Source organism: Paractinoplanes brasiliensis, from assembly GCF_004362215.1.
Classification (GTDB): domain Bacteria; phylum Actinomycetota; class Actinomycetes; order Mycobacteriales; family Micromonosporaceae; genus Actinoplanes; species Actinoplanes brasiliensis.
In genome coordinates this window covers 2,068,669-2,090,955 of the sequence record NZ_SNWR01000001.1, presented here as the reverse complement: position 1 = coordinate 2,090,955, position 22,287 = coordinate 2,068,669, and the positions used below count along the sequence as shown (strand labels likewise).

The 22,287-nt window shown below is 71.5% G+C and carries 17 protein-coding genes; 15 read left to right on the top strand and 2 right to left on the bottom strand.

Annotated elements, in window-relative coordinates; genetic code table 11:
• Positions 1-41: 41 nt before the first annotated feature.
• A complete protein-coding gene (locus C8E87_RS09090; protein ID WP_133872674.1) occupies positions 42-1,568 on the top strand; it encodes an alkaline phosphatase D family protein in 1,527 nt (508 codons plus the stop codon).
• A gap of 283 nt (positions 1,569-1,851) precedes the next feature.
• Entirely contained in the window at positions 1,852-2,526 is a 675-nt protein-coding gene (locus tag C8E87_RS09085) for a lysophospholipid acyltransferase family protein (RefSeq protein ID WP_133872673.1), read from the top strand.
• Between the two features lie 48 nt (positions 2,527-2,574).
• Here C8E87_RS09085 and C8E87_RS09080 read toward each other — a convergent pair whose 3' ends face one another.
• Positions 2,575-3,795: a hypothetical protein gene (locus C8E87_RS09080; protein ID WP_133872672.1), complete on the bottom strand. Its 1,221-nt coding sequence runs from the start codon at positions 3,793-3,795 to the stop codon at positions 2,575-2,577.
• Between the two features lie 168 nt (positions 3,796-3,963).
• Between C8E87_RS09080 and C8E87_RS09075 the strand changes: the two genes are divergently transcribed.
• The 10 genes from C8E87_RS09075 to obgE all read left to right on the top strand — a co-directional run bounded on the left by C8E87_RS09075 (position 3,964) and on the right by obgE (position 16,810).
• Positions 3,964-4,761 (top strand): alpha/beta fold hydrolase, encoded by a 798-nt coding sequence (locus C8E87_RS09075; protein WP_133872671.1) that lies wholly within the window; start codon positions 3,964-3,966, stop codon positions 4,759-4,761.
• Positions 4,762-4,773: 12 nt separating this feature from the next.
• Positions 4,774-7,275, top strand: coding sequence for a SpoIIE family protein phosphatase (locus C8E87_RS09070; RefSeq protein ID WP_239080720.1), 2,502 nt, complete (start codon positions 4,774-4,776; stop codon positions 7,273-7,275).
• Positions 7,275-7,658, top strand: coding sequence for an STAS domain-containing protein (locus C8E87_RS09065; RefSeq protein WP_133876719.1), 384 nt, complete (start codon positions 7,275-7,277; stop codon positions 7,656-7,658). Before C8E87_RS09070 ends, C8E87_RS09065 begins: the two co-directional genes overlap by 1 nt.
• Positions 7,659-7,678: 20 nt before the next feature.
• Complete coding sequence (locus C8E87_RS09060; protein ID WP_133872670.1) at positions 7,679-9,622, top strand: TIGR03960 family B12-binding radical SAM protein; 1,944 nt, start codon at positions 7,679-7,681, stop codon at positions 9,620-9,622.
• A gap of 1 nt (position 9,623) precedes the next feature.
• Entirely contained in the window at positions 9,624-10,394 is a 771-nt protein-coding gene (locus C8E87_RS09055; RefSeq protein ID WP_133872669.1) for a TIGR03936 family radical SAM-associated protein, read from the top strand.
• Between the two features lie 153 nt (positions 10,395-10,547).
• Positions 10,548-13,832: an Rne/Rng family ribonuclease gene (locus C8E87_RS09050; RefSeq protein WP_133872668.1), complete on the top strand. Its 3,285-nt coding sequence runs from the start codon at positions 10,548-10,550 to the stop codon at positions 13,830-13,832.
• A 120-nt stretch (positions 13,833-13,952) separates the two neighbouring features.
• Positions 13,953-14,453, top strand: a complete 501-nt coding sequence (locus C8E87_RS09045) for a hypothetical protein (RefSeq protein WP_133872667.1) — start codon at positions 13,953-13,955, stop codon at positions 14,451-14,453.
• 197 nt (positions 14,454-14,650) lie between these two features.
• The gene (rplU, locus tag C8E87_RS09040) at positions 14,651-14,965 is read left to right on the top strand and encodes a 50S ribosomal protein L21 (protein WP_133872666.1); all 315 of its coding nucleotides are present in this window, start codon (positions 14,651-14,653) and stop codon (positions 14,963-14,965) included.
• A 13-nt stretch (positions 14,966-14,978) separates the two neighbouring features.
• The gene (gene rpmA, locus C8E87_RS09035; protein WP_133872665.1) at positions 14,979-15,236 is read left to right on the top strand and encodes a 50S ribosomal protein L27; all 258 of its coding nucleotides are present in this window, start codon (positions 14,979-14,981) and stop codon (positions 15,234-15,236) included.
• A 74-nt stretch (positions 15,237-15,310) separates the two neighbouring features.
• Entirely contained in the window at positions 15,311-16,810 is a 1,500-nt protein-coding gene (gene obgE, locus C8E87_RS09030) for a GTPase ObgE (protein ID WP_133872664.1), read from the top strand.
• Positions 16,811-16,813: 3 nt separating this feature from the next.
• On the opposite strand, the gene trpS is transcribed toward obgE, so the two are convergent.
• On the bottom strand, positions 16,814-17,776 hold the full coding sequence (trpS, locus tag C8E87_RS09025; protein ID WP_133872663.1) for a tryptophan--tRNA ligase: 963 nt from the start codon (positions 17,774-17,776) through the stop codon (positions 16,814-16,816).
• A 183-nt stretch (positions 17,777-17,959) separates the two neighbouring features.
• On the opposite strand from trpS, the gene pepN reads away from it, so the two are divergent.
• The 3 genes from pepN to nadD are packed head-to-tail and all read left to right on the top strand — an operon-like array spanning position 17,960 to position 22,274.
• On the top strand, positions 17,960-20,455 hold the full coding sequence (gene pepN / locus C8E87_RS09020) for an aminopeptidase N (RefSeq protein WP_133872662.1): 2,496 nt from the start codon (positions 17,960-17,962) through the stop codon (positions 20,453-20,455).
• Between the two features lie 48 nt (positions 20,456-20,503).
• Positions 20,504-21,616 (top strand): ATP-binding protein, encoded by a 1,113-nt coding sequence (locus C8E87_RS09015; protein WP_133872661.1) that lies wholly within the window; start codon positions 20,504-20,506, stop codon positions 21,614-21,616.
• Between the two features lie 46 nt (positions 21,617-21,662).
• Entirely contained in the window at positions 21,663-22,274 is a 612-nt protein-coding gene (gene nadD / locus C8E87_RS09010) for a nicotinate-nucleotide adenylyltransferase (RefSeq protein ID WP_133872660.1), read from the top strand.
• Positions 22,275-22,287: the final 13 nt, after the last annotated feature.

Below are 22,287 nucleotides of genomic sequence, written 5' to 3'. Positions count from 1 at the left end.
GCGGTCATGCCGGGGTCATGTGGGGTCGGTAGCAATCGGGCATGAGCTTGATTTCGCGGCGGAATGTGCTTCGGGCCGGTTTGGCCGGGGGCGTTGCGGGGCTGGCCGGTGGGGCTCCGGCCTTTTCGGCGGCCGGCTCGCGTCCGGTCCTGACGCATGGGGTGCAGAGTGGTGATCCGTCCGGCGGGTCGGCGGTGGTGTGGAGCCGCGCGGATCGGCCGGGCCGGTTGTGGGTGCAGGTCAGCCGGAGACCGGATTTTCGGGGCGCGCGGGTGCTGCGGGGGCCCGTGGTCACGCCGGAGGGCGACTTCACCGGGAAGCTGACCCTGCGGGGGCTGCCGGCCGGGGAGCGCCTCCACTACCGGGTGCGCGCGGAGAGTTTGGAACGGCCGGGGTTGTTCGGCGCGCCGGTCAGCGGGTCGCTGCGCGCCGCGCCCGTGCGGCGGGGGGATGTTCGCTTCGTGTGGACCGGTGATGTGGCCGGGCAGGGGTGGGGCATCGATCCCGCGTACGGGGGAATGAAGCTCTTCGAGTCGATGCGGCGACGCCGTCCGGACTTCCTGCTGCACAGCGGGGACGCCGTGTACGCCGACGGACCGCTGGCCGCGACGGTGACGCTGCCGGACGGGCGGATCTGGCGCAACCTGGTCACCGAGGAGAAGTCCAAGGTCGCCGAGACGCTGAAGGAGTATCGCGGGCAGTACGCGTACAACCTGCTCGACCCGGCCTACCGCGCGTTCGCCGCCGACGTGCCGCAGATCAACCAGTGGGACGACCACGAGGTCACCAACAACTGGTACCCGGGGGAGATCCTGGACGACGCCCGGTACACCGAGAAGCGGGTCGACGTGCTGGCCCGGCGGGCGCGGCAGGCTTACCACGAGTGGGTGCCGACGCCTTCGCGCCAGGGGCCGGTTCACCGCAGGATCCCGTACGGGCCGCTGCTCGACATCTTCGTGCTCGACATGCGCACCTTCAAGGACGTCAACGACGGCAACACCTACGCCGACCCGGACCGGGGTCTGCTCGGGCGGGAGCAGCGCCAGTGGCTGATCAAGGGTCTGCGCGAGTCGCGGGCGACCTGGAAGGTGATCGCCAACGACCTGCCGCTGGGGCTGGTCGTGCCGGACGGCGCCGCGCAGGAGGGGGTGGCCCAGGGCGACCCGAGTGCGCCGAAGGGGCGTGAGCTGGAGTTCGCGGAGGTGCTGCGGTCGGCGCACCGGCACGGCGTCACCGGCATCGTGCTGCTCACCGCGGACGTGCACTACACGCAGGCGGTCCACTACGACCCCGCCCGCGCGGCGATCCAGGACTTCACGCCGTTCTGGGAGTTCGTGAGCGGCCCGGCCCACGCGGGCGCTTTCGGGCCCAACGCGCTCGACGCCACGTTCGGACCGAAGACGCACTTCGTGAACGCCCCGCCCGTGGCCAACACGTCCCCGGCCGACGGGTTCCAGCACTTCGGCGAGGTGGAGATCGACGGCGAGACCCGGGCGTTCACGGTCAACCTGCGCGACCGCGACGGCGTGTCACTCTGGAGCACGACGCTGCCTGCCCCGCAGCGCTGACCCGCCGGTGGGACGTACCGCGAGTTCGGGGCCGCCGAACCCTGGCGACCTTGCTCGCGACAGCGGAAGCTTGGGGTGGGTGGCTTCGCCGGCGAGGCCGGCGAGGCTGATCAGGTGACCAAGGCCGTGTGAATCCAGCTACTCGGTCCGGGTGTTTGCCGCCTTTGCCGGTGAATGTCCGGGCCGGTCGCCGGGCTCGACAGGGACTTCCGGGTTTCCCTCCGGTAACCTGACCGCGCTCCCCTCACGTCTGCGCTCGTCCTTGTCCCCGGAGGAACCTCAGTTGCCGCTGCTCTACTCGATCGGCAAGCTCACCGTCGGCAACGCGATGATGCTCGGCTGGCGCCCGCGCGTCGAGGGCCTGGAATACATCCCTCGGACCGGCGGCGTGATCTTCGCCGGCAACCACCTCTCCGTCGCCGACGAGCTGTTCCTCGGCTCGGCGCAGCCCCGGCACCTCGCCTTCTGGGCGAAGTCGGACTACTTCGACGGCACCGGGCTCAAGGGCTGGTTCAACCGCAACCTCATGCACGGGCTGGGCGCGATCCGGGTCGAGCGGGGCGGCGGCCGGGCCGCGCTGACCGCCTTCGACGGCGCGATCCCGGTGCTCAAGGCGGGTGACGCGGTCGCCATCTATCCCGAGGGCACGCGGTCACCCGACGGCAAGCTCTACCGGGGGCGCACCGGTGTGGCCCGGCTCGCGGTGGCGGCGGGGGTGCCGATCATCCCGGTCGGCATGATCGGCACCGACAAGGTGCAGCCCATCGGCCAGCTCATGCCCAAGCCGGCCCGCGGGGTGGTCACTGTCAAGTTCGGCAAGCCGATCGACGTCGAGGGCCGCGCCGACGACCGTACGTCGTTGCGCGGGCTCACCGACGAGGTCATGGCCGAGATCCAGAAGCTGACCGGCCAGGAGTACGTGCCGCGGTACGCCCCCGCCAAGCCCGCGAAGGACTGAGCCCCGTGCCGCCGTCGTGCCCTGTGCCGTGGCGGGCCAACGCCGTTCTCAGCCGGGGCTGAGCACCTCGTCGCGCAGGCGGGCGACCAGGTCGGCGCTGTCGGCGACCGAGCGGCGGGTCAGCAGCACGGTGGCCAGGCTGCCGTGGTCGGCCCAGGCGCAGACGACGACCGAGGCGCCGTTGTCACGGCCCACGCCGCAGCGCTCGTGCGCGCCGATCTCGCCCAGGTCGAACGACTGCACGTCCTTCAGGCCGTACTCGGCGGACGCCTGCTCGATGCGTGCCCGCACGTCGGAGCCGGGGGTGAGCCGGAAGCCGGTCTCGCCGAACACGGTGACCCGCTTGCCCCGGCCGTCGCGGTAGACACCGGCGAACCCGCTCGGGCCGGTCTCCTCGGTGTCGCGCAGCTGCAGGTCGGCGAACGAGTCGGGCAGCGCTGCGGTCACCGGGTACTGGCCGGCTGCCGGCGACTGCGTCCAGGCGAACGGGATGCCGCAGCAGCAGACCACACCGAGCAGGCTCAGCAGCGCCAGGCGCCGGCCCCAGCGGCGTTTGCGGCGCGGCGGGGGCATCGGGCGGGCGGCCGGGCGCGGGGCCCACGGCGGCGGGGCGGGCAGCGGGCGGCCCCGCACCATCGGGCCGGCGGGCGGGGCCGGTGGGCGGGTCTGGATCGGCAGGCGGTTGGCTGTCGGCTGGGGGTTGTTCTTGAGCCGCTTCTGCTCCTTCCGCTGCTTCCGCGTCAGTTTCGGCGGTTTACGGGTGGGGGGCTGGTACGGCGGTCCGGGCGGCGGTTGCGGCGGCCGGCTGATCGGCTTGCTGACCGGGGGAGGCGGCGGCGAGGCAGGCGGCTCGGCGCGCGCGGGGGCGGCCGGGGGCGGCTCGGCGCGCGTGGGTGCGGGGGTGGCGGCGGGCGTTTCGACGCGGGTGGGCGCGGGCGCCTCGATCCTCGTCGGGGGCAGCGGCGGGGCCGCCGCCGGGTTCGCGGCTCCGACATCCTCGAGGGGCAGCGCGATCGGGTCCCACGGCGTGTCCTGGTCGGCCCACGGGTCGACGGCCGGCGTGGTGGCCCAGTGCTCGTGCTGATCGTCGGCCGGCGGAGGCTGGTTGCGACGCCACCACGGCCTTTTCGGCTCCGGCGGAGGCACGGCCGCCGAGCCGCTCCAGCGCGCCGGCGCGTCCACCGTGGAGGGTTCCTCGCCGCGGTCCACCCGGGTCGGGTCGGGCACTCCGTTCGCCGGTCGAGTCTCCTCCGGCTGCGGGTCGGCCATCCGTCGATCTCCTTCACTGCCGGGCAAGATCCCCGGCGAGGCGGTCAACCCCCAGGTTAGAAGGGGTATGCCACCCGCAGCCGGTGCCCGGGCGCCGGGTCGGGGACGCAAATGCCGGACAACCTGGGCGATGTGCAAGACGCTTCGGAGCCGTATGGTTACCGGGACATGAGAACGACACAGAGAAATGCCGTCACGGTGACCGGTAATCCCGCCGGTCGGCCGATGGTGTTCGCCCACGGGTATGGCTGCGACCAGAACATGTGGCGCCTGGTTGCTCCGGCCTTCGCGGATTCACACCGGCTGGTCCTTTTCGACCATGTCGGCAGCGGCAAGTCCGACCTGTCGGCGTATGACGACGAGCGGCATTCCACCCTCGATGGTTACGCCGACGACGTCCTCGAGATCCTGCACGAGCACGACCTGTGGGACGTCGTCTTCGTCGGGCACTCGGTGAGCGCCATGATCGGCGTGCTCGCCGCGATCAAGGAACCCGAGCGGTTCGCCCGCCTGGTGCTGGTGGGCCCGTCGCCGCGCTACATCAACGAGCCCGCCGAGGGTTACGTGGGCGGCTTCGACGGGGCCGACATCGACGGGCTGCTCGACTCTCTCGACAGCAACTACCTCGGCTGGTCGAGCACGATGGCGCCGGTGATCATGGGCAACCCGGACAGGCCCGAGCTGGGCGAGGAGCTGACCAACAGCTTCTGCCGCACCGATCCCGAGATCGCGAAGAAGTTCGCCCGGGTCACGTTCCTCTCCGACAACCGGGACGACCTGCTCAAGCTGCGGACGCCGGCGTTGATCCTGCAGTGTTCCGACGACGTGATCGCGCCCGGTGTCGTCGGTGACTACGTTCACAAGCACACCCCCGGGAGTACGTTCGTGCAGCTGAACGCCACGGGACACTGCCCCAACCTGAGCGCGCCGGAGGAAACGATCAACGCCATGAAGGCTTGGCTCTAGAAGCGGCGGACCGTGAGTGACTCTGGTGGGCCGGACGTGACGCAGGAGTTGCGCCCGCCCTGGGACGAAAACCCCGACGACCTGTACGAGCACGCGCCGTGCGGTTATCTCACCACGCTTCCCGACGGCACGATCGTCCGCGTCAACCAGACGTTCCTGAGCTGGACGGGTTACACGCGCGGGGATCTGGTCGGCCATCGGCGTTTCCGTGACCTGCTCACACCCGGCGGGCAGATCTATCACGAGACCCACTACGCCCCGCTGCTGCGCATGCAGGACGAGGTGCACGAGCTGGCGTTCGACGTGGTCTGCTCGGACGGGCGGCAGCTGCCCACCCTGGTCAACTCGGTGCTGGCCCGCGACGAAGCGGGGCAGCCGCGGACGATCCGTACGACGGTCTTCAACGCGACCGAGCGCCGGCAGTACGAGAAGGAGCTGCTGCTGGCCCGCCAGGTGGCCGAGGCATCGGAGCGCCGGGTCCGGGTGCTGCAGCAGATCGTGGCCGACCTGGCCGCCGCGCCGACCGAGGCCGAGGTGGCCGAGGCCGTGGTGCGCGCGCCCGAGTCCGCGTTCGGCGCCGCCAGCAGCAGCATCTATCTGGTCGACACCGAGCGCGACACGATCCACGCCGTCGCCTCGACCGACCCGACCACCGGCAACTGGGACGACATGCCCCGCTCGTCGCCGCGGGCCGTGGCCCGGGTGGCCGAGCGCGGCGACCTGCACGTGATCGGCTCGGTGGCCGAGGCCCGCGAGCACTTCCCCGACCTGGTCGACACCATGCGCCGCTCGGGCCGTAACACGGTGGTGCTGCTGCCGCTCACCACCGGCCCGGCCGACGAGCAGTCCGGGGCCGAGACGCTCGGCGTGCTGGCCTTCAGCTTCAAGGGGGAGCGCACGCTGACCGACGGGGAGCTGCGGGTCGTCCGCCTCCTCGGCCAGCAGGCCGGCCAGGCGCTCGACCGGGCCCGGCTCTACGACGACCTCCACCACCGCGAGGAAAGAGCGGTCTTCCTGGCCGGGATCACCCGCGCGCTCGACGAGGTGCACCGGCTGCTGCCCCGCGCCCGCCGCCTGATCGAGCGGCTGGCGCCCGCGGTGGCCGACTGGGCCGAGGTGCGGTTGCAGGTGGGCACGCCGCCGATCGTGGAGAGCAGCGGTGGTCCCCGTCCCGACGAGGAAATGCTGAGCCGGCGGCTGGGCAAGGTGGCGGCGAGCGGCGAGCCCTGGTTTCCGGCCGAGGACGATCACCTGGATTGCTCGGTGCTGCCGCTGACCGCCCGCGGGCTGGTGCTGGGCACACTGGCGTTGCGGCTGCCGCCCGACCGGCAGGGCGCCGCGGCCGAGCGGGCGTTCCTGATCGAGCTGGCCGACCGGGCCGGGCTCGCGCTCGAGAACGCCCGGCTCTACGAGCAGGAACGGCAGATCGCCCACACGCTGCAGCGCAGCCTGCTGGCGGGGGAGATGCCGGGCGGCGACCCCCGATTCGCCGTCGAGACGCACTACCAGCCCGCCGCGCAGGAGCTCGAGGTCGGCGGTGACTGGTTCGACGCGTTCCTGATCAGCCCGGACAAGCTGGCGCTGGTCGTGGGCGACGTGGTCGGCCGGGGGATCGAGGCGGCCACCACGATGGGGCAGCTGCGCAGCGCCGTACGCGCCCTGGCGTCGAACGAGGCCGGTCCGGCGCTGCTGATCGAGGGGCTGGACAGGTTCGTCGAGCGGGTCGAATCGGCCCGCATGGCCACCGTCGCGTATGTCGAGATCGACCTGGCCGGAGGTGAGGTGACGTTCTCCTGCGCCGGTCATCTGCCCCCGCTGTTGCAGGAGCCGGCCGGGGCGCCGGAATACCTGCTGCAGGGCCGCTCGGCCGCGCTCGGGTCGAGGGCCGGCAACCGGGTGCGCACCGAGCACCGCCGCAAACTGCCCGCCGGCAGCCGCCTGCTGCTCTACACCGACGGGCTCATCGAGCGCCGCAGCCGGTCGATCGAGAAGGGCTTCGAGCTGCTCGCCCGCGAGTACGCGCGCCGCCGCGACGCGCCCCTGCCGGGCCTCGCCGCCGGGCTCGCCGACACCCTGGTCGGCCGTGAGCACGCCGACGACGTCTGCATGATCTGCGTGACGCTGGGCACCGAGGAGCGCCTCGAGCGCAGCATCGGCGCCGACCGCATGCAGATCGCCCTGCTCCGCGCCGACCTGCGCGCCTGGCTGGCCGCACACGACGTCGACGTGGAGTGCGGCGAGGCGGTCGTGCTGGCCTGCTCCGAGGCGGTGGCGAACGCGATCGAGCACGGCTATCGTGACGACCCGTTCGGGATGATCGATGTCGTGGCGACAGTGACGGACGAGGCGGTCGAGGTGCGGGTAACCGATCGGGGCACCTGGCGCGGGCCGGTCACCGACGTCGCCCGCGGCCGGGGCCTGCAACTGATCCGGGAATCCATGGATCAGGTGCTCTTCGACCGCACCGACGGCACCACGGTCACGATGCGACGGGGCCGCCGGGAGGCGTCGTGATGGAGTTCACGCGGGGCGGGCGGCCGGTGCCGCTGGGTGAGCTGGACCGCTGGGTCACCTTCTCGACGTTCGGCGGAGCGGAGCTGGTCTCGCTGACCGGCGAGATCGACCTGTCCAACGCGCCCGAGATCGGCAAGGCGATCGTCGAACGGCTCGCGAACGCCGGGAAGGTGCTGGTCGACCTGACCGCCGTGTCGTTCCTGGACAGCGCCGGGGTCCGCCTGCTCGACGCCCTGATCGGCGATCTGCAGCAGCACGCCGTGCCGGCCCGGCTGGTGGTGGGCGACACCGGTCCCGCCCGGATGACCCTGCAGCTGTGCGCCTTCCGCGAGGACGTGCTGGCCACCGACCTCGACAGGGCCGCGGCGGATCTTACGGGTTAGCCCGCGTACCCTAGAGGCCCATGAGCGTACGTTCCGTCTTCCCGCAGCTCGAGCAGCTGCTGCCCCGGGTCAGCAAGCCGATCCAGTACGTGGGCGGCGAGCTCGGCGCCGTCGTCAAGGACTGGGACGCCACCACCGTCCGGTGGGCGCTGATGTATCCCGACGCGTACGAGGTGGGCCTGCCCAACCAGGGCGTCCAGATCCTCTACGAGGTGCTCAACGAGCAGGACGACGTGCTGGCCGAGCGCACCTATGCGGTGTGGCCCGACCTCGAGGCCCTCATGAAGGAGCACGGCGTCCCGCAGTTCACCGTCGACGCGCACCGCCCGGTCAAGGCGTTCGACGTGCTGGGCCTGTCGTTCGCGACCGAGCTCGGCTACACCAACATGCTCTCCGCGCTCGACCTGGCCGGCATCCCGCTGAACAGCGCCGACCGCGGCGACGACGACCCGATCGTCCTCGCCGGCGGCCACGCCAGCTTCAACCCCGAACCGATCGCCGACTTCATCGACGCCGCCGTGCTCGGCGACGGCGAGGAAGCCGTGCTCGAGATCACCGGCATCATCCGGGAGTGGAAGGCCGAGGGCCGCCCGGGTGGCCGCGACGAGCTGCTGCTGCGCCTCGCGCGCACCGAGAGCATCTACGTCCCCCGCTTCTACGACGTCGACTACCTGCCCGACGGCCGCATCCAGCGGGTGGTGCCCAACCGGCCCGACGTGCCGTTCCGCGTCGCCAAGCGCACCACCATGGATCTCGACGCCTGGCCCTACCCGAAGAAGCCGTTGGTCCCGCTGGCCGAGACGGTCCACGAGCGCTACGCGGTGGAGATCTTCCGCGGCTGCACGCGGGGCTGCCGGTTCTGCCAGGCCGGCATGATCACTCGCCCGGTGCGGGAGCGCTCGATCACCACGGTCGGCCAGATGGTCAAGGAGGGCCTCGAGTTCTCCGGCTTCAGCGAGGTCGGCCTGCTCTCGCTCTCCAGCGCCGACCACTCCGAGATCGGCGACATGTGCTCCGGCCTGGCCGAGCAGTACGAAGGCACCAACGTCTCGCTGTCGCTGCCGTCCACCCGCGTCGACGCCTTCAACATCGACCTGGCTCAGGAGCTGTCGAAGAACGGCCGCCGTACGGGCCTGACCTTCGCGCCCGAGGGCGGGTCCGAGCGCATCCGCAAGGTCATCAACAAGATGGTGACCGAGGAGGACCTGATCCGCACGGTCGTCACCGCGTATTCCAACGGCTGGCGCCAGGTCAAGCTGTACTTCATGTGCGGCCTGCCCACCGAGACCGACGACGACGTGCTGCAGATCGGCCGGATGGCCCACGAGGTGATCAAGGCCGGCCGCGTCGCCGCGGGCACCAAGGACATCCGCTGCACCGTGTCGATCGGCGGGTTTGTGCCCAAGCCGCACACCCCGTTCCAGTGGGCGCCGATGGAGCGTCCCGAGGTCATCGACGCCCGGCTCAAGCTGCTCAAGCAGGAGATCAACTCGGATCGTTCGCTGGGTCGCGCGATCGGCTACCGGTACCACGACGGCGAGCCGTCGCTGATCGAGGGCCTGCTCTCGCGCGGCGATCGCCGGGTCGGCGCGGTCATCCGCCGTGTCTGGGAAAAGGGCGGCCGTTTCGACGGCTGGAGCGAGCACTTCTCGTACGCCCGGTGGGTCGAGGCGTGCGCCGAGGTGCTGCCCGGCTTCGGGGTCGACCTCGACTGGTTCACCACCCGCGAACGTCAGCACTCCGAGGTGCTGCCGTGGGACCACCTGGACTCGGGCCTCGACAAGGACTGGCTCTGGCAGGACTGGCAGGACTCGATGTCCGAGTTCGAGCAGGACGACTGCCGGTGGACCCCGTGCTTCGACTGCGGCGTCTGCCCGTCGATGGACACCGAGATCCAGATCGGCCCCACCGGCAAGAAACTGCTCCCGCTGACCCCGGTGAACAACCTGCGGGTGCCGGTCTGACATGGCCCCCAAGAATCAGCCCGTCGGCGGGCAGGCCCCGGTCGTCCAGCGCATCCGTCTCCGCTACGCCAAACGCGGCCCGCTGCGCTTCACCTCGCACCGCGACTTCGCCCGCGCGTTCGAGCGGGCGCTGCGGCGCGCCGCCGTGCCCATCGCCTTCTCCCAGGGCTTCACCCCCCACCCCAAGATCTCGTACGCGAGCGCGGCGCCCACCGGCGTCGGCAGCGAGGCGGAATACCTCGAGATCGGGCTGCAGAGCGAGGTCGACCCCGCGCAGCTGCGTCTGGCCCTCGACGCCGCGCTCTCGCCCGGGCTCGACATCCTCGACGCGGTGGTGGCCGGGCCGGGCAGCCTGGCCGACCGGATCGACGCCTCACGGTGGCTCCTGGAGCTGCCGTCGGTCGACCCGGCCGTCGCCGCGGCGGCCGTCAAGGCGTTCACCGATCTCGACGAGGTGCTGGTCGAGCGCATGACCAAGCAGGGCCGGCGCTCGTTCGACGCCCGTCAGGCAGTGACGCACATCGCTGTGACGGAGCAGTCCGCCGTACCTTCCGAGGCGGACGCGGCACCGTGTGCGATAATCGACCTTGTCGTACGACAGGTGACGCCCGCCGTACGTCCCGATGACGTCCTTTCCGGCCTGCGCGTGGCGGCGGGTCTGGAGCCGCCGGTGCCCCCACGGGTGACCCGGCTGGCCCAGGGCACGCTCACCGCGCAGGGGGAGATCGTCGATCCGTTGGACGCGGATCGCGAACCGGCCCTTCCGGGGTAAGGAACGCCCCATCGGAAGGGCGCTGGCTGCAGCCGGCGTCCGTTGACAGACTTCGGCAGCCCTCCGCTCACCCGGCGGGACCGAAACACTTGCGGCGACCCTGCGTGGCAGCGCTCAAACGCGCCCGGGGCCGCCAGAACTGGAGAGCGCCCCATGCTCGATAACGAGCCCCAGGACAACCTGGGAGAACAGGGCGGCGAAGGGGCCGGAGCCACTCCGCCCGAGACCGCCGCCACCACCCCGGCCCGCCGCACGCGTGCGCCGCGTCGCAAAGCCGCCGCCGCGGCCGCCCCCGCTGAGGCGGCCGAGCCCGGAGCGGCCATCGAGGCCGTCGGCGCGGAGGACGCCGCGAGCCCGTCCGATCCGGTGGCCGACGTCCACGGGTCACCCGCCGCGACGCCGGCCGTCACCGACGAGGCTCCGGCCTCGGCGCCGGTGAAGAAGGTCACTCGCAGCCGCAAGAAGGCCGCGCCGGCCGCCGCTCCCGCCGCGGGGCCGGGCGATGAGGCGGCGGCCGAGGTTGCCCCGCCGGTGAAGAAGGCCACTCGCAGCCGAAAGAAGGCCGCCGCTCCCGCCGTGGCCGAGCCTGTTGAGGCTGTTGCTCCGGCCGTTGACGCCGCTGCCGCTGCTGCTTCTTCCGGCCCGAACGCTTCCGGCACCCCTGGTGTTTCGCCCGCTTCTGGCGATTCGTCCGCTGCGGTGGTTGCGCCGGTGCGGGTGGAGGCTGTGATCGAGGGCGAGGAGCCCGAGGTCGAGGACGAGGCGACCGCCGAGGGGCAGCCCGCTGCCGCCGGCGGAGCGGCCGCTGGGGAGGCTGCGGAGGGGACGCCGATCATCGGGGTCATCCCGCTGGATGCCGACTTCGTCGAAGAGAAGCCCGCGCCCCGTCGTGGGCGGCGGGCCGCTGCCCTGCCGCCGGCTGTGCTGTTCATGCCGCCCGAGGCCACCGAGACCACTCCGGCGCCGGCCCCGGCCCGGCGGTCGCGCCGCGGCGCCACCCAGCCGCCCGTCGCCGAGGCGCCCGCCGCTGAGGTCTCCGAGGCCGAGGCCGGGGTGGCCGAGATCCCGGTCGCCGTGACCGAGGAGCCGGCCGAGCCCACCCGCCGCAGCCGGCGTCGCCGCCGGGGCGCGGCCGAGGAACCCGCCGAGGCCGAGGTCACCGCCCCGCCCGCCGAGGAGGCGGTCGACGAGGCCGACGAGAGCGCCGACGACGTCGAGGACGGCGCCGAGGGCGAGGACGACGAGGACGATGACGCCGCCGCGGGCCGTCGCCGCCGTCGCCGTGGCCGTCGTGGCCGTGGCCGGGGCAAGGGTCCGGCCGAGGACGGCGAGTCCGACGAGAACGAGGACGGTGCCGAGGCGTCCGCGGACGAGGAGTCCGAGGACGAGGAGGAGCCGGAGGACGGCGAGGGCGTGACCCGCCGCCGGCGTCGCCGCCGCCGTAAGGGTTCCAGCGGCGACGGGGAGACCGGGGGCATCGAGGACGGGGTGCACACCGTCGTGCGGGTGCGCGAGCCCCGCCGTACGGACGAAGTGCAGGGCGTCTCCGGCTCGACCCGGCTCGAGGCCAAGCGCCAGCGTCGCCGTGACGGCCGTGAGCAGCGCCGCACCCGTCCGCCGATCCTGAGCGAGTCGGAGTTCCTGGCCCGTCGCGAGGCGGTCGACCGGGTGATGGTCGTGCGGCAGAAGCCCGACCGCACCCAGATCGCCGTGCTCGAGGACGGCATCCTGGTCGAGCACTACGTCTCGCGCAGCACCTCCGGCACCATGGTCGGCAACGTCTACCTCGGCAAGGTGCAGAACGTGCTGCCCAGCATGGAGGCGGCGTTCGTCGACATCGGCCGGGGCCGCAACGCCGTGCTGTACGCCGGCGAGGTCAACTGGGACGCCACCGGGCTCGAGGGCCGGGCCCGCTCGATCGAGCAGGCGCTGCGCTCGGGCGACTCGGTGCTGGTGCAGGTGACCAAGGACCCGATCGGGCACAAGGGCGCCCGGTTGAGCAGCCACATCGCGCTTTCCGGCCGGCACCTGGTCTACGTGCCCAACGGCAACGCGTCCGGGATCAGCCGCAAGCTGCCCGACAACGAGCGCAAGCGGCTGCGGGACGTGCTCAAGAAGCTGGTGCCGGACGGTGCGGGCGTGATCGTGCGTACGGCGGCCGAGGGCGCGAGCGAGGACGACCTGGCCCGCGACGTCAAGCGGCTGCAGGCGCAGTGGGAGGACATTCAGCGCAAGTCGGCCGAGGGGCACGCGCCGGTCGCGCTCTCCGAGGAGCCCGACCTGGTCATCCGGGTCGTCCGGGACCTCTTCAACGAGGACTTCCGGGAGCTCGTGGTGCAGGGCGACTCGGCGTACGGGGAATTGGAGAATTACCTCAACTCCGTCTCGCCGGACCTGCTGGAGCGCATGCACCGCTACACCGGCGGCGGGGACGTCTTCGCCGACCAGCGCATCGACGAGCAGATCCTCAAGGGCCTCGACCGCAAGGTGTTCCTGCCCTCGGGAGGCCACCTGGTCTTCGACCGCACCGAGGCGATGACAGTGGTCGACGTCAACACCGGTAAGTACACCGGCGCGGGCGGCAACCTCGAGGAGACGGTGACCCGCAACAACCTCGAGGCGGCGGAGGAGATCGTCCGGCAGCTGCGGCTGCGGGACCTCGGCGGCATCGTGGTGATCGACTTCATCGACATGGTGCTCGAGAGCAACCGCGAGCTGGTGCTGCGGCGGCTCACCGAGTGCCTGGGCCGCGATCGCACCAAGCATCAGGTCACTGAGATCACCTCGCTCGGCCTGGTGCAGATGACCCGGAAGCGGATCGGGTCGGGGCTGCTCGAGGCGTTCAGCGAGACCTGCGACCACTGCAAGGGCCGGGGGGTGCTGATCCACACCGAGCCGGTGCCGGAGAAGCGGACCAACGGCGGCGCGGGCAACCAGGTCAAGGCGGTCGCGGCGGCGGCACGCACCGAGCCGGCGCCCGCCCCGCAGCAACAGCAGCAGCAGTCCTCGGGCAAGTCCCGGCGGCGGCGCGGCGGCGGCAACAGCGAGGTGCCGGCCGTCGAGGAGCCATTGGTCGTGGAGGAGCCCCTGGCCGAGGCGCCGGTGGAGGCTGTCGCCGGGCCCGTACGGCACGAGGGCGACGACCCGGCCGCCGAGACCGCGGGGCTTCCCCCCGTGGCCGGCTCGGGCATCGTGACGCCCGGACGCCCGGCGCTGACCACCGCCGACCCGGCCGACGAGTACGACATCAGCGGCTACGACCTTTCCCGGTACGAGTCGGGCGACGAACCGGATCCGGAGCCGTTGAAGCTGACCGGCGCCGACGATCCGGACGCGGCCGACGACGAGGACGAGGACGACGACGAGCCCGTGGGCGCGGGAGCCGGCGGGCGGCGCCGTTCGCGGCGCGGGGGGACCAGGCGGCGTACGCGCCCCTGACAGCAAATTGATCGACGGGAGCGGTTCGGTAAAGAAAGTTAACTGACCGGGCCGCTTCCGTCGTGATGTCGGTTACTCTCTCGGGACTCTCTTCCCCCTTCCCCGAGGAGATCGACCCCCATGCACCGCTTCTCCCCGCGTACGAGCCTTGCCGCCGGCGTCGTCCTGGCCGCGCTGGCCCTCACCGCGGCCTGCTCCGATGGCGCCTCTTCGACGTCCGGGACCACCCCCGCGGCCGCGCCGGCCCCGGTGGACACCGCCGCCGTGGCCGCCGCTGACGCCGCGCTCACCGGAGACACCAGGCAGATCTGCGCCCAGGCCGAACGCACCAGCACCAGTTTCGGCAAGCTGTTCGCCGACGACGCCAAGCTGAGGAAAGAGGCGGCGAGCAAGGGCGCCGAGGCCAAGCGGCAGGCCGCCGAAAAGATCGCCCGGGACGTGGAGAACTTCTCGTTCGCGCTCACGAACATGGCCGCGATCACCACCGACACGACGCTCAAGGCCGCCCTGACCGACATGAGTACGCAGGTCAAGGCGCTCGAGGGCGACGTCGCGAAGCTCGACGCCGCCAAGATGGCCCAGCTGACTGATACTCTGGGCAAGGCCTGCGGCAAGGGCTGACCTGCGCCTGCGGGCCGCCCCGGTTTGGGATCGGGCCCGCATATGAAGTACGCTTTCTGACGGCGCTTTTCTAAGCGCCATGTTCTCGTGCGAGTGCAACATCCTGGCCGAAAGCAACATCCTGGCCAACGCCGAGACCAAGCTTCATCCGCCAAGCAGCGCACCTCGCTGCGTAAGTCTCAGGGAGTCCGCGTCCGATGTACGCGATCGTCAAGACCGGCGGCAAGCAGTACAAGGTTGCCGAGGGCGACGTGATCGAGGTCGAGAAGCTCGCGGGTGTGCCCGGCGACTCGCTGACGCTCGCCGCAGTCCTCCTCGTCGACGGTGACAACCTGGTGACCGATGCGGCCAAGCTTGCCAACGTGACGGTGTCCGGCGAGATCGCCGAGCACACCAAGGGTCCGAAGATCCGGATCCACAAGTTCAAGAACAAGACCGGTTACCACAAGCGTCAGGGGCACCGTCAGCCGCTGACCAAGGTCAAGGTCACCGGCATCTCGAGCGGGAAGTAGGGGCTGATCCGACATGGCTCACAAAAAGGGTGCCTCCAGCTCGCGGAACGGCCGTGACTCCGCCGCTCAGCGGCTCGGCGTGAAGCGTTTCGGTGGCCAGCTGGTCAGCGCGGGCGAGATCCTGATCCGTCAGCGCGGCACGAAGTTCCACCCGGGCGACCTGGTCGGCCGCGGCGGCGACGACACGCTGTTCGCCCTGGCGACCGGCAATGTGCAGTTCGGCACGAAGCGTGGTCGCAAGACCGTCAGCATCGTTCCGGCTGCGGAGTAAGTTTGCTCTGAGCGGGCCGCGGACCTCCGGGTCCGCGGCCCGCTTTGTTTTTGGTTCTCTTGAGGAGTTGAGCAGTGACCACGTTCGTCGACCGGGTCGTGCTGCACCTGCAGGCGGGTGACGGCGGACACGGCTGCGTCTCGGTGCGCCGCGAGAAGTTCAAGCCGCTCGGCGGGCCCGACGGCGGCAACGGCGGGCACGGCGGGGGCATCACCCTCGTGGTCGACCCGCAGATTCACACGCTGCTGGACTTCCACTTCCACCCGCACGTCAAGGCGTCCAACGGCGGGGGTGGCGCGGGGGCCAACCGCGACGGCGCCAACGGCAAGGACCTGGTGCTCAAGGTGCCGGACGGCACGGTCGTGCAGACCGCCGGCGGCGAGGTGCTGGCCGACCTGATCGGCGCGGGCACCACGTTCGAGGTGGCCCGCGGTGGTCGCGGCGGCCGGGGCAACGCCTCGCTGGCCAACACCCGCCGCAAGGTGCCGGGCTTCGCCGAACTGGGCGAGCCGGGCGACAACCTCGACGTCGTGCTCGAGCTCAAGAGCGTGGCCGACGTGGGCCTGGTGGGCTTCCCGTCGGCCGGCAAGTCGTCGCTGATCTCGGTCATCTCGGCCGCCAAGCCCAAGATCGCCGATTACCCGTTCACGACCCTGGTGCCCAACCTCGGCGTGGTGCAGGCCGGCGACCACACCTTCACCGTGGCCGACGTGCCGGGCCTGATCCCGGGCGCGGCCACCGGCAAGGGCCTGGGCATGCAGTTCCTGCGGCACATCGAGCGCACCTCGGTGCTGGTGCACGTGCTCGACGCGGCGACGCCCGAGATCGAGCGCGACCCGCTGGCCGACCTCGACGCGATCGAGGCCGAGCTGGCGGCGTACGGGGGTCTGGAGGACCGTCCCCGGCTGGTGGTGCTCAACAAGATCGACATTCCGGACGGCCGCGACCTGGCCGAGATGGTGCGACCCGACCTGGAGTCCCGCGGTTACCGCGTCTTCGAGGTCAGCGCGGTCACCCGCGAGGGTCTCAAGGAGCTGGTCTACGCGCTGGCCGAGACGGTCGCCCAGCACCGCCTCGAGCAGCCCGTGCCCGAGCCGAGCCGGGTCATCGTGCGGCCCCGTGCGGTCGACGAGTCCGGCTTCACGATCGAGCAGGACGAGGACGGCGTCTACGTGGTGCGCGGGGCCAAGGTCGAGCGCTGGATCCGGCAGACGAACTTCGACAACGACGAGGCCGTGGGCTATCTGGCCGACCGCCTCGAGCGGATCGGGGTCGAGGACGCGCTGGCCAAGAAGGGCGCGCAGGCCGGCGACCCGGTCCGCATCGGCGAGCGCGAGTTCGACTGGCAGCCCAACGCCGGCGAGTACGTCTCCGGGCCGCGCGGCACCGACATCCGCCTCGAGGAGGAGAACCAACGGGCCTCCGCCGCCGAGCGCCTCGCCGCCCGTAAGGCCCGCCGGGTCCGTTCGGACGACGAACTGCTGCACATGGCGCCCGACGGCACGGTGACGACGGTGTCGAACGCGCAGCGCCCGGTTCTGGTCAGCGACGAGGACGACGACACCGGCGAGTAGGCGTCAGTCCAGCAAGCCGATGGCGGCACGGGCACGGCGTACGGTCTCGGCCGCCCTCGGCTGCACGTACGCCTTGCCCTCGGCGAGGATCTTGCGTACGTGGGAAGGGTCCTGCGACAGCTCGGCGTGACGCGACCGGATCGGCGCCAGCACCGCCTCGACGGCGTCGGTGACCTCCCGCTTGAGCGCGCCGTAGGACGTGAGCTCCCCGGGGTCGCGGCCGGAGCAGGCCCGCAGGATCTCGAGCAGGTTGGTCACCCCCGGCTGACCCTCCCGGTCGTGCCGGACGACGCCGGCCGTGTCGGTGACCGCCCGCGCGATGACCTTGCGGATCGTCTCGGGCGGGTCGAGCAGCCCGATCCGCCCGGCCGGCGAGGGCGCGCTCTTGCTCATCTTGCGCGACGGGTCGGCCAGGTCCATGATCCGAGCGGCCGACTCGGGACGGACGCCCTCGGGCACGACGAAGGTCTCGCCGTATCGGGTGTTGAACCGGGTGGCGATCGTCCGGGCCAGCTCGAGGTGCTGACTCTGGTCCTCGCCGACCGGCACCTCGTCGATGTCGTGGAGCAGGATGTCGGCCGCCATGAGCACGGGATAGGTGAGCAGGCTCAGCCGCACCGGGCCCCCGGCCGCGCTCTTCTCCTTGAACTGGATCATGCGGGCCGCCTCGCCGAAGCCGGTCACGCATTCGAGCAGGTAGTGCAGCCCGGTGTGCTCGGACACCTGGGACTGGGCGATGATCGCGGTGCGTTGCGGGTCGACGCCCGCGGCGAGCAGCACCGTGGCGACGGTCAGGGTGTTCGCCCGTACGGCGTCGGGGTTGTGCTCCATGGTGAGCGCGTGCAGGTCCGCGATCATCGCGATCGAGGGTCTGTCCTGCGCTGCCACCAGGGGCCGCATGGCGCCGATCAGGTTGCCGAGGTGCAGGTTGCCGGTGGGCTGGAAGCCGGTGAGCCGACGGTGCATGTCTGTGTCCTCCGGGGTCAGGGACGCCCTTCCCCGGGACACGAGAACGGCCGCCCGGGAAGGGCGGCCGCGAGAAGAAATGCGCGTGGGTGAGCCGCCCGTCAGGGCAGCCACCAGGCAAGGTTCGCGTTGCGCACGGAACCCACGATAGCAGCGGCGCCGGTCATACCGGATGATGGTCCGATGCCGAGCTTGACCCGCGCCGAGGCCACCGCCCGGGCCGCCACCGTCGAAGTCCACGAGTACGAGGTCGATCTCGACCTGACCGCCGAGGGTGACACCTTCGGCGCGCGAACGGTGGTGCGCTTCGCCGCCCAGGAAGGGGCCTCGACGTTCCTGGAGTTCGAGCCCGTCTCGGTGACCAGCATGACGCTGAACGGGGCGCCGCTGCCCGAGTCGGCGCTGACCGAGGGACGGATGGAGCTGACCGGGCTCGCCGAGGCCAACGAGCTGGCCGTCGAGGCCGTGATGCGGTATTCGAACACGGGCGAGGGCCTGCACAAGTACGTCGACCCCGCGGACGGCTCGATCTACGTCTACCAGCACATGTTCATCAACAACGCCGGCCGGATCCTGCCCGCGTTCGACCAGCCCGACCTCAAGGCGTCCTACCGGATCAGCGTGACCGCCCCGGCGAGCTGGCGGGTGGCGGCGAACGGGCCGCTGCGCTCGGGCCGCGACGGGCGCTGGGAGTTCGAGCCGACCAAGCCGATCTCGACGTACCTGTGCTCGCTCATCGCCGGGCCGTACCACGAGGTCACCGACTCGCACGACGGCATCCCGCTGGCCCTGTACGCGCGGGCCGCGCTCGCCGAGGCGCTCGAGGCCGACGCGCCCGAGATCTTCGAGATCACCAAGCAGTGCTTCGACCGTTACCACGAGATCTTCGACATCCGGTACCCGTTCGGCCACTACCAGCAGGCCTTCGCGCCCGAGTTCAACTTCGGCGCGATGGAGTACCCCGGGCTGGTGGTGTTCCGCGACGAGTTCATCTACCGCTCGGCGGTCACCGAGAGCGAGCGCGAGCACCGGGCCAACGTGATCGCCCACGAGATGGCGCACATGTGGTTCGGCGACCTGGTGACCATGGCCTGGTGGGACGACCTGTGGCTCAACGAGTCGTTCGCCGAGTACATGGGCACTCGCATCACGGCCGAGGCCACCCGCTTCCCGGGCAGCTGGACGACGTTCGCGATGCAGCGCAAGGCGTGGGGGCTGCGGGCCGACCAGCACCCCTCGACCCATCCGGTGGCGCCGGCCGACGTCACCGACACCGATCAGGCGCTGCTCAACTTCGACGGCATCTCGTACGCCAAGGGCGCGGCCGTGCTCAAGCAGCTGGTCGCCTGGGTCGGCGAGGAGGCGTTCCGGACCGGGGTGAACGCGCACTTCGAGGCGCACGCGTACGGCAACGCGACGCTGGCCGACCTGCTGGGCGCGCTCTCCAAGTCGAGCGGGCGCGACCTGAGCGCCTGGGCCGACGTGTGGCTGCGCCGGGCCCAGGTCAACACGCTGCGGACGGCGGTGCGGCACGACGGCTCGGCCTACGAGTCGGTGGCCGTCGAGCAGACCGCCCCCGAGTCGTACCCGACCCTGCGGCCCCACCGGCTGGGGATCGGCCTGTGGGACAAGCAGGCCGACGGCACGGTCAAGCGGCGCAAGCTGGTCGAGGCCGAGATCGACGCCACCGGGCGTACGGAGGTGCCTGAACTCGCCGGCGAGCCGGTGGCCGACCTGCTGCTGCTCAACGACGGCGACCTCACGTACGCGAAGATCCGGCTGGACGAGGAGTCGGCCGCGGCCGTTCCGGTGATGCTGCCGCTGCTGGGCGACTCGCTGGCCCGGGCTGTGCTGTGGGCGGCGACGCTGGACGCGGTCGTCGACGGCGAGCGCCCGGTCGCCGAGCTGGTCACCCTGGTGCTGGCCGCGCTGCCGGTGGAGTCCGAGGTCGTGATCGTCGAGGACGTGCTGCGCGCCACCCGCAGCCTGGTCGACCGCTACTCCACCCCGGAGACCCGCCCGGCCGCGCTGGAACTGGTCGCGCAGGCCGCCGACCGGCTGCTCGCCGCCTCCGAGCCGGGCGGATCGCGCCAGCTCGCCGCGGCCCGGGGGCTGATCGGCGCCACGGTCGACACCGCGCGCCTGCGTAACTGGCTGGCCGGCGAGCACGTGCCGGACGGCCTGGCGATCGACGCCGACCTGCGCTGGCTGATCGTCTATCGCCTGGCCGTGCTGGGCGCCGCCGGTGCCGACGTGATCGACGCCGAGTTCGAGCGGGACCGCAGCGCGACCGGCGAGCAGTGGGCCGCCCGCTGCCGGGCCGCCCGCCCCGACGCCGAGGCCAAGGCGGCCGCCTGGGAAGCGATCATCTCGGACGCCAAGCTGTCGAACCGGCTGGTCGAGATGACCGCGTCCGGGTTCTGGCAGGCCGAGCAGATCGACCTGGTACGGCCGTACGTGGCGCGGTACTTCGCCGAGATGCCCGCGATGATGCGGATCCGCAACGGCATGAGCGCGGAGCGGACGGCCGGGGCAGCGTACCCCAGTGTGGTGGTGGAGCCCCGGACCCGGGAACTGGCGGCAGGGCTGCTCGCCGACGAGGGCCTCGACCCGATCCTGCGGCGAGTGGTGCTCGACGCCGACGACGACCTGCGGAGGGCCCTGGCTGCGCGCTTCTGACCTTTTGGCCGACTTTCCCCCGTTACTCTCCCTCTACGGGGGTGGGGTGTGGAGCGGTCCGAGGACGTGCGCAACCAGCGGCTGGAGAGCCTGGGTCAGCTGGCCGGCGGGGTCGCGCACGACTTCAACAACATCCTCGGCGTGATCGTCAACTACGCGAGCTTCGTCGTCGAGGAGGCGGAGTCCGAGCAGCCCGACGTGCGGATGATCGCGGCCGACGCCCGCCAGGTCATCCGGGCCGGTGAGCGGGCCACCCACCTCACCCACCAGTTGCTCGCCTTCGCCCGCCGCGAGGTCGTCCGGCCCGAGGTGTTCGACCTCAACGGCTTCGTGGCCGGGCTGGAGGACAAGCTGCGCCGTACGGTCGGGGAGCGGGTCGCCCTGATCATCCGGCCCGGCGCGGACCTGCCGCCGGTCGAGTGCGACCCCGGGCAGATCGAGCATCTGCTGGTCAAGCTCGCGGACAACGCCCGGGACGCGATGCCCGCCGGCGGCAACCTGGTGATCGACACCGGCTGCTCGGGCGACCGGGTGCGGCTGCGGGTCGGGGACTCCGGCCGGGGGATGAGCGCCGACGTCGCCGACCGCGCGTTCGAGCCGTTCTTCACCACCAAGCCCAACGGCGAGGGCATCGGGCTGGGCCTGGCCATGGTCTACGGCATCGTCACCCAGGCCGGAGGGGACGTGAGCATCTCGTCCGAGCCGGGCCTGGGCACGACGGTCACCGTGCTGCTGCCGCCCGCCTCCCCCGGTTCCCGGCCCGCCCCCGCCGGTCCCGTCCGTACCACTGGCCGCGGCGAGACGCTGCTCGTCGTGGACGACGAGCCGGGCCTGCGCGACGTGGCCGGGCGGATCCTTTCCGGCGCCGGCTACCGGGTGATCGCGGCCGAGGGCGGGCCTCAGGCGCTGGCGCTGGCGGCTCGGCACGAGGGCGCGATCGACCTGCTGCTCAGCGACGTGGTGATGCCCGGCATGCTGGGCAAGGACCTGGCCGAGCGCCTGGTGACCGTCCGGCCCGACACCCGGGTCCTCTACATGTCCGGTTACGCCCAGCCCGTCCTGCACTCGGAGGGGACGCTGGACCCCGGGGTCGCGCTGCTGGAGAAGCCGTTCACCGCGGACGATCTGCTGCGGGCCGTCCGGCGGCGTCTCGACCTCTGACTCCCCGGCCGCCGTTCTTGATCGGAGTGAAGACTATTCTGATCTGATGTCAGGCCGGCAACGACGGATCGGGATCATGGGTGGGACGTTCGACCCCATCCATCACGGGCACCTGGTCGCCGCGAGCGAGGTGCAGGCCCGCTTCGACCTGGACGAGGTCGTGTTCGTGCCCACCGGCCAGCCGTACGAGAAGGGCAAGGTCTCGCCGGCCGAGGACCGCTACCTCATGACGGTCATCGCCACCGCGTCGAACCCGCGTTTCCACGTCAGCCGCGCCGACATCGACCGCGACGGCCCCACGTACACCATCGACACCCTGCGCGACATGCGAGCGGTCTTCGGCGCCGACGCGTCGCTGTTCTTCATCACCGGTGCTGACGCGCTCAACCGCATCCTGAGCTGGAAGGACGCGATGGAGATGTTCTCCGCCGCGCACTTCGTGGGGGTGACCCGGCCCGGGTTCGAGCTCACCGACGATCACCTTCCGGAGGACAGCGTCACCCTGGTCGAGGTGCCGGCCATGGCCATCTCGTCGACGGCCTGCCGCGACCGGGTCGCCGCCGGTGACCCGGTGTGGTACCTGGTGCCCGACGGTGTCGTGCAATACATCAACAAGCGGGGCCTCTATCGGGGCTCGGGAAATGTCACAGCGGTGTGAGAGGCTTGAAGGA

Excerpts from the sequence above, each read along its gene's own strand:
- C8E87_RS09090 (WP_133872674.1), top strand. The coding sequence starts at position 42 with ATGAGCTTGATTTCGCGGCGGAATGTGCTTCGGGCCGGTTTGGCCGGG.
- C8E87_RS09080 (WP_133872672.1), bottom strand. The coding sequence starts at position 3,795 with ATGGCCGACCCGCAGCCGGAGGAGACTCGACCGGCGAACGGAGTGCCC.
- C8E87_RS09075 (WP_133872671.1), top strand. The coding sequence starts at position 3,964 with ATGAGAACGACACAGAGAAATGCCGTCACGGTGACCGGTAATCCCGCC.
- C8E87_RS09065 (WP_133876719.1), top strand. The coding sequence starts at position 7,275 with ATGGAGTTCACGCGGGGCGGGCGGCCGGTGCCGCTGGGTGAGCTGGAC.
- C8E87_RS09060 (WP_133872670.1), top strand. The coding sequence starts at position 7,679 with ATGAGCGTACGTTCCGTCTTCCCGCAGCTCGAGCAGCTGCTGCCCCGG.
- C8E87_RS09055 (WP_133872669.1), top strand. The coding sequence starts at position 9,624 with ATGGCCCCCAAGAATCAGCCCGTCGGCGGGCAGGCCCCGGTCGTCCAG.
- C8E87_RS09050 (WP_133872668.1), top strand. The coding sequence starts at position 10,548 with ATGCTCGATAACGAGCCCCAGGACAACCTGGGAGAACAGGGCGGCGAA.
- C8E87_RS09045 (WP_133872667.1), top strand. The coding sequence starts at position 13,953 with ATGCACCGCTTCTCCCCGCGTACGAGCCTTGCCGCCGGCGTCGTCCTG.
- rplU (WP_133872666.1), top strand. The coding sequence starts at position 14,651 with ATGTACGCGATCGTCAAGACCGGCGGCAAGCAGTACAAGGTTGCCGAG.
- rpmA (WP_133872665.1), top strand. The coding sequence starts at position 14,979 with ATGGCTCACAAAAAGGGTGCCTCCAGCTCGCGGAACGGCCGTGACTCC.
- trpS (WP_133872663.1), bottom strand. The coding sequence starts at position 17,776 with ATGCACCGTCGGCTCACCGGCTTCCAGCCCACCGGCAACCTGCACCTC.
- pepN (WP_133872662.1), top strand. The coding sequence starts at position 17,960 with ATGCCGAGCTTGACCCGCGCCGAGGCCACCGCCCGGGCCGCCACCGTC.
- nadD (WP_133872660.1), top strand. The coding sequence starts at position 21,663 with ATGTCAGGCCGGCAACGACGGATCGGGATCATGGGTGGGACGTTCGAC.